This is a genomic window from Mesorhizobium intechi, from assembly GCF_002879535.1.
GTDB classification, from domain to species: domain Bacteria; phylum Pseudomonadota; class Alphaproteobacteria; order Rhizobiales; family Rhizobiaceae; genus Mesorhizobium; species Mesorhizobium intechi.
This window is the reverse complement of sequence record NZ_PNOT02000112.1, coordinates 1-10,636: the sequence shown is the minus strand read 5'-3', so window position 1 is coordinate 10,636 and position 10,636 is coordinate 1. Positions and strand designations below refer to the sequence as shown.

The 10,636-nt window shown below is 64.1% G+C and carries 9 protein-coding genes; 1 reads left to right on the top strand and 8 read right to left on the bottom strand.

Translation table 11 applies throughout. The features are described 5' to 3' along the window. A partial coding sequence (locus C1D09_RS10375) for a LysR substrate-binding domain-containing protein (RefSeq protein WP_143974179.1) occupies nucleotides 1-927 on the top strand: 927 nt, incomplete at its 5' end. On the opposite strand, the gene C1D09_RS10370 is transcribed toward C1D09_RS10375, so the two are convergent. The 8 genes from C1D09_RS10370 to C1D09_RS10335 form a co-directional block, all read right to left on the bottom strand. Then, a complete protein-coding gene (locus C1D09_RS10370; RefSeq protein WP_096456341.1) occupies nucleotides 928-1,200 on the bottom strand; it encodes a DUF3303 domain-containing protein in 273 nt (90 codons plus the stop codon). Between the two features lie 20 nt (nucleotides 1,201-1,220). Beyond that, nucleotides 1,221-2,684 (bottom strand): RimK family protein, encoded by a 1,464-nt coding sequence (locus tag C1D09_RS10365; RefSeq protein WP_143974178.1) that lies wholly within the window; start codon nucleotides 2,682-2,684, stop codon nucleotides 1,221-1,223. After that, entirely contained in the window at nucleotides 2,681-3,787 is a 1,107-nt protein-coding gene (locus tag C1D09_RS10360) for a peptidase C39 family protein (protein WP_143974177.1), read from the bottom strand. The genes C1D09_RS10365 and C1D09_RS10360 overlap by 4 nt, the downstream gene beginning before the upstream one ends. A 208-nt stretch (nucleotides 3,788-3,995) precedes the next feature. Beyond that, the gene (locus C1D09_RS10355) at nucleotides 3,996-4,787 is read right to left on the bottom strand and encodes an anti-sigma factor family protein (protein ID WP_143974176.1); all 792 of its coding nucleotides are present in this window, start codon (nucleotides 4,785-4,787) and stop codon (nucleotides 3,996-3,998) included. Then, nucleotides 4,784-5,302, bottom strand: a complete 519-nt coding sequence (locus C1D09_RS10350) for an RNA polymerase sigma factor (protein WP_143974175.1) — start codon at nucleotides 5,300-5,302, stop codon at nucleotides 4,784-4,786. The genes C1D09_RS10355 and C1D09_RS10350 overlap by 4 nt, the downstream gene beginning before the upstream one ends. A gap of 161 nt (nucleotides 5,303-5,463) precedes the next feature. Continuing rightward, complete coding sequence (locus C1D09_RS10345; protein ID WP_143974174.1) at nucleotides 5,464-8,214, bottom strand: DUF2339 domain-containing protein; 2,751 nt, start codon at nucleotides 8,212-8,214, stop codon at nucleotides 5,464-5,466. Between the two features lie 184 nt (nucleotides 8,215-8,398). Beyond that, the gene (gene recO, locus C1D09_RS10340) at nucleotides 8,399-9,160 is read right to left on the bottom strand and encodes a DNA repair protein RecO (RefSeq protein ID WP_143974173.1); all 762 of its coding nucleotides are present in this window, start codon (nucleotides 9,158-9,160) and stop codon (nucleotides 8,399-8,401) included. A 132-nt stretch (nucleotides 9,161-9,292) separates the two neighbouring features. Then, nucleotides 9,293-10,444 carry a porin gene (locus tag C1D09_RS10335; protein WP_143974172.1) on the bottom strand — a complete coding sequence of 384 codons (1,152 nt, stop codon included), beginning with the start codon at nucleotides 10,442-10,444 and terminating at the stop codon, nucleotides 9,293-9,295. Between the last annotated feature and the right edge of the window lie 192 nt (nucleotides 10,445-10,636).

Genomic DNA, 10,636 nt, shown 5'->3' with positions numbered 1-10,636 from the left:
GTCACATCTCCATCGCTCAAGGGACTTCAGGCTTTCGAGGCCGCGGCGCGCACGGGCAGCTTCGCCGCGGCTGCGGAAGAGCTTTCCGTCTCGGCCGCCGCCGTCAGCCAGCTTATCCGCACCGTCGAGGAACAGATGGGGCGCAAGCTGTTTCACCGGATGAACCGCAAGGTTGTGCCCACCGAGGCCGGCGTGGAGATGCTGCCGCGGCTGACCATGGCCTTCCAGGAAATCGGCAGTGTCTCGCGCGAGCTGGGCGGCGGCGCCTTCCGACCGCGCCTGGTGGTGTCGGTGCCGCCATCCATGGCGATGGGCTGGCTTTCGCAGCGCCTCGCGGGCTTCGTCGCAAGCCACGGCGCTGCCGACATCTCGCTACGCGGCGACGACGACCCGGTGCCGTTCGACCGTGAACTGATCGACATCAGGCTCTCCTACGGTCCGCACTATCGCGAGCACCCGACCGAGGACATCACCCGGGACGCCGTCTATCCGGTCTGCGCACCGGGGCTTGCCAGCGCAATCGAGGCGGACGGCGGTCCGCTTGCCGGGCTGCCGCTGATCCACACCGACTGGGGACCGACCGGCGCCTCGTTTCCGTCCTGGCGCAACTGGTTCGAGGCTGAAGGTGTCCAGCCCGGCCGGGCGGCGCAGCGGGGCTTGTCGACCAACTCGTCGCGCGCCGCCTTCGACCTCGCCATTTCGGGCCTGGGTGTGGCACTGGCGCAAGGGGTCTATTGTGCGGAAGCGGTGGAGGACGGCCGACTGGTCCGCCCCGCCGCCAGGGCGATCGCACTGCGCCAGCCCTATTGCCTGACCATTCCGGAGCACAGCGCCAGGCGCGATGTCGTGGCGGCGTTCCGCGAGTGGCTGATAGAGGAATGCCGGCGCGCTGTGAGCTCGCCGGCGCTCCGCTGGCCCGTCCTTTAGTCAGAGGTGCCCGCTCAAGGCCGCCACCATGTCCTTGCTCGTCGCCACCGGAACAATCTCGAACTCGACCAGATCGGCCCATTCGATCACCCAGCGCTGCAGCAGCGTGACGTCATCCGTCTCCACCAGCAGGAAGCAGCGGCTCATATCCGCCGCGATCCAGCTGTGGTGCACGACAAGCTCCTCCGGCTTCAGGCGGCCCCGATCGCGGAAGCGGCGGTAAATATCCTTGCGGTCGCAGCCGGTGAAATCCTCGATCACGATGAACTGCATGTCTTCCCCTTGGTTGACCGTTACCGCCCCGGCCGATCGAGGCGCTCCAGGAACCACTGCGTCAGCCGCACCCAGACCTCGTCTTTCTCGCCGGAATCCTCCCAGCCATGGTCGAGATTTGGATTGTCGTTGACCTCGATGACGAAGACGCCGTCCTTGGTCTCCTTGAGGTCGACGCCGTAGAGGCCGTCGCCGATGCAGCGCGCCGCCTTGACCGCAGTCTCGACGACATGGGGCGGCGTCTCCTTGAGCGTGAAGGTCTTGATGCCGCCCTGGTCGGGCTTGCCGTTGGCCTTGTGGTTGACGATCTGCCAATGCTTCTTGGCCATCAGATAGTGCACGGCAAACAGCGGCTGGCCGCCGAGCACGCCGACGCGCCAATCATATTCGGTCGGAATGAACTTCTGCGCGATGAGAAGATCCGAATCCTCCAGCCACTCGGTCGCAAGCCGCGTCAGTTCCTCGAGATTCTCGCATTTCTTGACGCCGCGCGAGAAGGACGAATCCGGGATCTTCAGCACCAGCGGGAAGCCCAGCGTCTGCGCGGCCAGTTCGAAGTCGGAAGTGCCGGCGATCATCACCGTCGGCGGCACCGGCACTTTGTTGTAGGCCATCAGCTCATTGAGATAGACCTTGTTGGTGCAGCGGATCATCGACAGCGGATCGTCGATGACGGGCATGCCTTCCTGCTGGGCGCGGCGGGCGAAACGATAGGTGTGGTTGGAGATCGAGGTGGTCTCGCGGATGAACAGCGCATCGTAGTTCGCGAGCTTGGCGAGGTCCTTCCTGGTGATGGGCTCGATTTCGACGCCCATCTTTTCGGCGATCTTGGCCCAGTAGCGCAGCGACGAGATTTCCGACGGCGGCAGTTCCTCATGCGGATCGACCAGCGTGGCGAAGGTGTAGCGCGCCGGCGTGCGCCCCTTGGTGTCGCGCCATTCGCGGTTGGTGTAGGTCTCCAGGCACTGGATGAAGCTTTTTTCCTCGTCCTCGGTCATGCGCGCCAGCGGATGGAAGCCGATCTTGCGGATCGAAGCCCATTCGGCGCTGTCCTTGATGTGGACCTCGAGTGCCGGTGCCCGGAACCAGTCGAACAACAGCTTGGCGAAGCGATCCCAGACTTTCGACGGGCCGATGCCGAAGAAGATGCACACCTTGGCCGGAAACGTGCCGCCGAGGTCCTTGCGGCATTTGTTGAGCGCCAGTTCCAGTTCCGGCAGCGCATGCTCGTAGAGCTTGCGTTCGGAGAGGTCGATCATCGTCTCGACGGTCGGAATGACCTTGTGGCCGCGCGAACTCGCCAGCAACGAGGCATAGTAGCCGCGGCTCTGGTAGCCGTAGTTGTTCGACAGGTTGATGACCTTCGGCCGTTGGCCGCGGAACAGCGACGGATGCGCGAGATAGTCACGATTGGTGATGATCTTGTGCGGTGTCGCCACCTGGTCGAGATCGCTCTGCCGGCCGGTAAGGATGACCCAGGTCATTGTGTGTCGCGCTTCCCCAGAGTGATGGCGGCACGCAGTCCGTCGCGGCCGAACTGCGCCATGTTCATGAAGATGCCGTAGGGCACCGGAATGTTGGCGGCATCAAGGATGGTTTCCTGCCTTTCGTCCTCGACCCACGGGTCGTGGATCAGAATATGATCGCCGTCGTCGCCGATGGCCAGCACCCAGTGCGGCACCTTCTTGCCGAACATCAGGAAGCCGCTGATCAGCACCAGCACCAGCTTTCCCGCGGCGATCGCGGTCCTGATGTCATCTATGGTGAACGGGCGGTAATTCACCGGGATGCCGTAAAGTTCCGTGCGGCGGCGAAAGTCGACCTGGGCCAATTCCATCACCCGGCGCTTGTCCTCGCTGCGCACCGATTGCAGGAACAGCGCGCCGTAAAAGGAAACGAAGATCTCCGCCGCGAGTCCGCTTTCATAACCCGAGACAGCCAGGCCGAATGGTTCGCAGCCGCCCGGCCCCGACATCATGAAGACGGTCGTGGCCTCGCGCCAGAGACGGATTTCCATCACCGGATCGGGCACGAAGTCGCGGTCGAAATTCGCCATGGCCATCATCAGGCAGCATGGGCCGCAGGTGAACTCGCAGGTCTGCTGGTAGAACGGCACCCTTGTGGCGACCGGAAGGTCGCCGCGCAGGGTCTTCTCATAACGAAGCGCGGTCGCGCCGTCCTCGTAGTAGCCAGGCTCGCGGCCAATCTTGCGGTAGCCGGCCTGCTCGTAGATGCGGATGGCGCGGCCGTTGTCCTCGCGCACTTCGAGACGCAACATCATGCGGTCGTGCCCGAAGGCCGCCTCCTCCGCCGCAGTCAACAGCTGGCGCCCGATGCCGAGCGCGCCGAAAAATGGGCCGACGGCTATCGAATAGAGCCGCGCCACACCACTGCCCTTGCGAAACAGCACGATCGCGTAGCCCGCGACGCGGCCGTCGAGTTCGGCGACCAGAGTCTCGGCGGTCTCACGCTCGATGAACAGGCGAAAGGAGCGACGGGAAATGCGATCGCTCGAGAAAACGGCCTTCTCTATGGCGGCGAGATCATCGACGTCAGACGCGCGGGCCGTGCGGATCTCGGCAGGCATGCGACTTGAGAAAACCTCGATTGCGTTGCGGAAACGGCCCCGGTCAAAAGCGTCGCAAACACCGGCCGAAGCGCCGGTATTCATCAAGCGCTATCGCTCCTCGATTAGGGCCGAATTGTGACAGTTTCCGCCGCGGCAAGGAAGCTCGCGGGCTTTGAACAGGATCGCTGTTTTGATAGGCCACCGGCTGCGAACAATTGCGGCCAACTCAGCTTGCGAGGCCTGCCAGAAGCTGGCCGTAGGCATTCTTGGCCACGACCGCCAACTGCTCGCGCGGCAGCGAGCCGACGACGGCGCAGCCGTAGCCCTTGTCCAGCCAGTAGACGGCCTGCGGGCCGTCCTGCGCCGAAGCATAGGTGCCTTTGGCATTCTCCACCGATTCCGCGGTGACGAAGAGGGATATGCGCTCGCCCTTGTCGTCCTCGTAGAGCAGCATCGCGGCCTTGCTGTCGCCGGCCGGCAGCAAGCGGCCGCCAACCAGTTGGAAGCCGTTCGCGGTCAGGTCCGGCGCCACCAGTTTAAGCCCGACCCGGTTGGACAGCCAGGTCTGCAAATGATCCTTGTCGCTGGCCGGTACTTCCACGGCATGCCGCTTCTCGGCGGCGTATATGACGTGGGCGGCAATCGCCTGTTCGGCGAGCCGATCTTCCGCCGGATTCTCCTGCCCGATGCCGTCCATGCCGGCAAAGTAGCCGCCAAATCCACCCGTCACCAAAAGCACCGCGGCGGCAGCCGCAAGCCACCAGCGCGAGCGCGGGATCACAGTCTTAACCGGCGTTTCGCCGAGCACGACCTTGCGCAAGCGCGCGGGAACAGGTTCATCCAGCACGCCGGCAAAGGCCGAGCGCAGCGCTTCCCGGTCGGCTGTGAAGCGGGCGCTCCTGGCCTTCATCTCGGGATTGGTATCAAGCCAGGCATCATAGGCGCCGCGCTCGTCGGCAGGCAGTTCGCCATCGAGCGCCATATGGATGTCACGTTCTGAAAAATCGCGGCGGATCATTTCTCGACGATCCTTATCGCGCGGCGGCGCGCCGTGTCATCCAGCAAGCCGCGCAGTTCCTCACGCCCGCGCGCGATGCGCGACATCAGCGTGCCGGCGGGCACGCCCAGCATGTTGGCGGCCTCGGCATAGGAGAAGCCTTCGATGGCGACCAGGACAAGGGCCGCACGGCGATCGGGACTGATTGCCTGCAGTGCGTCGATGATCTCACGCGAGGCGATGCCCTCCAACTGCTCGGCCGGCTGGGCCACTGCCTCGCCCGCTTCCAGGGGGAGCATCGCGGCTTCGCCGCGACGGTTCACCTTGCGCATCTGGTCGATGAACAAATGATGCATGATCGTAAACAGCCACCTCCTGGGGCTTTCTCCCGTCTGCCAGTTGTCGAGCCGCATGAGTGCGCGCTCGAGGCAGTCCTGGACGAGGTCGTCGGCAGAATCCCGGTCGCGCAACAGCGAGCGTGCGTAGCGGCGCAGGCGCGGTATTTCGCCAAGGATTGCTGCCTTCTTTTCGTCCATGACCGCTGGTTCTGAAATCGCCCTTGTTGATCCCGATTCAACGCGCCTTCCCGGCGCGACGCAAGCGGCCAGCGCGAAGCGGTCCGCCGCCCCGGTCACCCAAGCAATGAGATAACGCTGGCGGGTGCCGATTTATTCCCGGCTTGATTGAATCCCCGCCGTCATTGTTCGACGACCGCTATCTTCTCCCTCGCGGCCCTGGTCAAAAGCCGCTGATAGAACAGCCCGATGCCGATCAGCACGGCGCCGAGGCCGATGAAGGACAGCGCCCTGAGCACGCCTTCCAGTTCCGACATGTCGAAGAGGAAGACCTTCACCACCGCGATTGCGATCAACGCAGCCGAGGCAATGCGCAGCACCTGCGACTTCAGCCAGACGCCGGCGGTTAGCAACGCGACGCCGATCACCAGCCAGAGCGCCGAATAGGTGTAGGTTTCCACCTGGCCGAGCCCGCTCCACAGGCCGATGAACTCCCCCTTGAACAGCCGCCTGACCGACAGGGTGGCATAGGCAAAGGCAAGCAGCGCCGCGACCAGTGCAAGCATTGCCGAATACCATTTCGGCCGCTTGCCCCTGACGTAGAGCGCCAGTACGCCGGCGGCGGCGGCCGGCAGGAGATAGGCAAGGAACAACAGGTTGAAGACCGGGATCCGGCCGGTCGATTCGTCCGTAAACAGCGGATTGAGCACGCCGAAATGCCGGATGACGATCAAGGCGACCGAAACCACGCCCGCCGCCATCGAACCATAGCGCAGCACCGAGCTTGGCGAGCGCATGTCGATGGCGACCAGGATGGCACCGGCGCCGACGGCGATCAGCGTGTAGATCGCCTGTTCGGCGAGCGTCATCGGACCCGTGTCGATGACGCCCCCATGCATGGCGTGACGCACCAGCATGGCAACGGCAAGCAGCGCAAACAGCGCTGCCGCCGCTTCCATGGCGAGGCGCGGCCGGCCATTGGTGGTGCGGGCAAGTTGCCAGGCGGCGAAGCCGAAAGCGAGCGCCGGGACGCCATAGCCCGGCAACAGCCAGTTGAACACCGGTGTCGTCGACAGGAACTCGGCGCCGACTATGGTCGGATCGAAGGCGACACGGCCAAGCACGGCGATCACGGCGCCAACCGAAATCCAGCCGAACACCGGGTAGGAGCGCCAACGCGTGGCCAGCGCCGGCACGATGGCTGCCGCACCAAGCAGAATGGTGGTCCAGCCGGAATTGAAAGCCATGTGCAGCATCAAGAGGCCGGCGAGCGCGGCGCCGATCAGGGCAAAAGACACAGCCACCCCGCCCTTGAGCGAAGGCTCTTCGGCGCGCGCGATCCATTCGCCGCCTCCGGCGAAAACCACGACCAGCAGCGCGGCGACGGCGGCGTAGACAAAGTCGCGGTCGAGATTGCCGAAGGTGAACCAGAGGGCCAGCAGGATGACCAACGGCACGATGACACCCGATGCCGCCCATGAGGCGGATCGAAGCGAGGGAGATGCCGCGAATTTGCGGGCGGCCCACAGGCCCGCGCCGATGAAGACCAGGCCGAGCGCGATGCCGATGCGCAAGGTCAAGGCATTGGACGTCGCGACGGGCAAACCGTCGACACCGAGGGCGCCGGCAGAAAAGTCGGACACGATCGAGGTTGGCGGGATGATGCCGAGATAGATCATGACCGTCGCCAGTCCGGCGGCGTAAAGCAGCGGCAGCGCCAACGGGCGATAGAGCGCAACGGCCACCATCGCCGCGAGGATCACGGCGCCTGGCAAGGCATAGCCGGCCGCGGCGAAGGCCGGGTCGACCGACAGGCCCAGCGCCGAGAAGGCAACGAACAGCCCAGGCACAATGGACGACCAGTCGAAGGCGCTGGTGTTTTCGTCGCGATGGCGGCCGAGCCAGACAAAAGCGAGCACGGCCAGGGTGACGGCGTCGATGAACAGGATGGCGGAGAGGTTCGCGCCCGGCGCGTCGGCCATATAAAGAATGGTCCAGATGCCGGTGCCGAAAAAGGCGGCCGCCATCAGCGCTTTCCAGTCACGCATGCGGGCGATGACAGCGGTGGTGGCGAGCACGATGGCGAGGTAGCCGAACAACGCCCAGGGATTGGGCGCCTGCGAGGCGATCAGCACCGGCGTCACCATGGCGCCGACAAGACCGATGCCGGCAAGTGCCTGGCCATGGACCAGGGCCGCGGCGATCGTCGCCACACCGATGGCACCAAGCAGCGTGAAGGCAAGCGCCGGGCCGATGAAGCCGTAAATGCCGTGGGCGGCATAGATAGTGCCGAACAGGATGAAGGCACCGGCCGCCGTAAGGATTGCCGGAATATAGGCGCCGGCAACGCCTTGCACCGGCACCTTGAAGCCGGTGCGGCGGATGAACTCGCCGCCGGCAACCAGCACCAGCCCGAGCACCCCTGCCATGGTGAGCCGCACGCCGGGGCCGAAAATGCCGGCCTCGATCGTGTAGCGGATCAGGAACAGGCCACCCAGCGCTAGCGCGATGCCGCCGACCCAGACCGCCCAGCGCGTGCCGAGTGCCGTCTCGATATCCGGCTTGCCGGGGACCTTGGGGGCTGCAACCGGCTCGACAGGTTCTGCTGCCTTCGGAGCCTCGCCCGCGGACCAGGGGCCGGAAACGGCCTCGCCAGCCGGGGCCTCTGTTTCTGTGGCCAGCGCCTGTGTGACCGGTTCGCTCACCGCCGGCGAGGCGATGTCGGCCGCGGCCGCAGCCATCGGCGCCGAGTCGGCCTTGCCATTGGCCGCCATCTGTTCCGAAGGCTTGTCCACCGGCGGCACGACGCCTGAAAGGACGAGACTGCGCAGCGCACCAAGCTCGCGTTCGATCAGTCCGATGCGGCTCTGCTGGCGCGAAATGATGACGAACAAGGCGATGATGGCGACGAGGCCGATCAGGCTTTCAAACATGGCGGTTCCCCCAAACCAGGCCAGTTTTCACTGACGCTTCATCTCACTGACATCCAAATGCGGCGGCTAAACGGCTGAAAACTCAACGCGCCGCCAGGATTGGCGGCTGGAACATGTCTCGGTACCGAAAGCCACGAGGTTGCCACCGAGCGACGGATCCGACCCCGATACGGTTCGACCGCCATCATGCTGCATTGTCTCCGGCAATGACCTTGCGCGCGGCGCGATGTTTGCGCAGTGCAGCAAGAAAGCCGGCGCGGGCATCAGGTTGTTCGATACCGCGCGGCTCATAGACATGGCGGGTGAAAAAGAAACCGGTGAGCCGGAAGGCGTCCTCGACCGCAGCCGGATCGGCGCGCAGGCCGGAGCCGCGCTGCAAGAAGGGCGGCAGCGCCAGCATCTTGTCACGCCACGGCGCGCCGGCCTCGCGCGACACCGCGCGGCCCGACTTCGGCGACACATAGGCAAGATCCTGCCTCGTGCCGGTGGCCGCGCATTGGCTGAGATCAAGGCCGAAGCCGAGTTCATCGAGGATCAGAAGCTCGAAGCGCGCCACCAGTTCGCCGGCGGCATCGGCATCGTCGAGATGGACGATCATCACCGAAAGCGCCTCGTAAAGGCCGCCATGGGCGTCTCGCTCCGGCAAGAGGCGCAAATGAGCGGCCATGGTCTGCAGGCCGTAGACGGCGACGGCGCTGTCCATCAGCCTGGCGGCATTCATCTCGATCGCCTCGGCCTGGAACGTGCCGAGATGTTCGTCAAGACGCGCCCGCCACAATAGGTCGACGCGGTTGCCGGGCTGGAGGACGGGTTGCTGCTTGCGCGAGCGGCCGCCGCGCACGAGACCGAGATGGCGGCCATGCGCACGGGTCATCACCTCCAGGATGGCGCCGGTTTCGCCATGCTTGCGGGTGCCGAGAATGATTCCCTCGTCGCGCCATTCCATGCTTCAGTTTTTCACCGATCGGGTGGTGAAATCAAGGTAGGGGCCTGGCGCCTGGGCGGCTCCCGCACCAACGCATAAGAAATCCGCCCGCAGCAACATGCTGCGGGCGGTCCGATGACATCTATCGATCTATTAGAACGAGCGCTGGAAGCGGAGGATGCCCCCGAGGCTGCTCTTCTTGGTGGCCTTGGTCCAGTTGTTGAAGTCGGAGTCGCCGAACTTGCCAGCATTGAGGTAGTCGACTTCGGCGGTGACCGTGAAGCCAGGCACAACGGTGTAGGCAACGTTGGCGGCGATGCCGAGGTTCTTCCAGTCGTCGTAGGAGACCTGAGCGTTGAACGCGGTCTTGTCGTTGAACTTGTAGGTACCGCCGCCCCAGATTGCCCAGTTGCCGCCCCACTGCTTGTAGAAGCCGCGGCCCTTGGCGTTGACGGCGTTGGTCGGATCGTTGAGGTTGTTGTCCGAACCGTAGCCGCCCATGACGAACAGCGAGAATTCCTTGCTGACATTCACGTCCAAACGAACCTTGCCGGCAACTTCTTCATAGTTGCTGTCATAGGCGACGACGCCAGTGATCGCACCCCAGTCGCCCTTGTACTTCAAGCCGCCGACGACATGCGGAACATAGCTGTCGATGGTGCCGGTGCCGGCGCCCTCTTCGAGCGAGACCAGCCCGGTCAGCCCGTTGCCCCCGTCGAAGTAGTACTGGACGACGTTGCTCTCCTGTCCGCCATACGGAACCAGCGTATCCTGGATGACGTTGCCGGCGTAGCCGATAAACGTATCGAAGGCCGTGTCGTCCTTACCGACGCGCAGGCCGCCAAGCTGAATCCAGGCGAAACGCAGGGAAAGAGACTTGTTAACCGCCTGCCAATCGGCAGCCCCCTTAGAGTAGTCGCCAGGCTTGTTGCCGAAATTGAATCGTGTCTCGGTATAGGTCTTCAAAGTGCCGAGCTCGGTTTCCTGGCCAGTCCACGTCTTCAGCGTGAAGCGGGCATTCTTGTACCAAGTCGAGTGATCGCCACCGCCCATGCTGTCAGGAACATGGTTGACGCCATCGAGCGAGCCGACATCGCCAGCACCGATGTCATAACGGACATAGCCGCCGATACGCAGGCAGGTCTCGGTCCCCGGGATGTAGAAGTAGCCGGCGCCGTATACGTCGCAGATCTTGACGTATTCGGCGGGTTCCGGTTCGGCGACGACGACAGCGTCGGCGGCGCGAGCGCCGGACACCGCGATCAGGGCCGCGGCTGAGCCGAGAAGGAGGCTCTTGATGTTCATTTTCTGACCTCTCCAGTCATAGTTTTAAATGGCTTCGGATTTGTGGCTGGCGGATATGTCTTCCCGCCTCACCCCCACAACGAAAGGGCGCGCACCGCGCCCCCTTTCCGCGGCGAACATACCCATCAAGTTCCCGCCTTCAATGACAGTTTTAGAAATAACAACGATTACGAGAACAGTTTTATGCTGTGT

Excerpts from the sequence above, each read along its gene's own strand:
- C1D09_RS10370 (WP_096456341.1), bottom strand. The coding sequence starts at position 1,200 with ATGCAGTTCATCGTGATCGAGGATTTCACCGGCTGCGACCGCAAGGAT.
- C1D09_RS10365 (WP_143974178.1), bottom strand. The coding sequence starts at position 2,684 with ATGACCTGGGTCATCCTTACCGGCCGGCAGAGCGATCTCGACCAGGTG.
- C1D09_RS10360 (WP_143974177.1), bottom strand. The coding sequence starts at position 3,787 with ATGCCTGCCGAGATCCGCACGGCCCGCGCGTCTGACGTCGATGATCTC.
- C1D09_RS10355 (WP_143974176.1), bottom strand. The coding sequence starts at position 4,787 with ATGATCCGCCGCGATTTTTCAGAACGTGACATCCATATGGCGCTCGAT.
- C1D09_RS10350 (WP_143974175.1), bottom strand. The coding sequence starts at position 5,302 with ATGGACGAAAAGAAGGCAGCAATCCTTGGCGAAATACCGCGCCTGCGC.
- C1D09_RS10345 (WP_143974174.1), bottom strand. The coding sequence starts at position 8,214 with ATGTTTGAAAGCCTGATCGGCCTCGTCGCCATCATCGCCTTGTTCGTC.
- recO (WP_143974173.1), bottom strand. The coding sequence starts at position 9,160 with ATGGAATGGCGCGACGAGGGAATCATTCTCGGCACCCGCAAGCATGGC.
- C1D09_RS10335 (WP_143974172.1), bottom strand. The coding sequence starts at position 10,444 with ATGAACATCAAGAGCCTCCTTCTCGGCTCAGCCGCGGCCCTGATCGCG.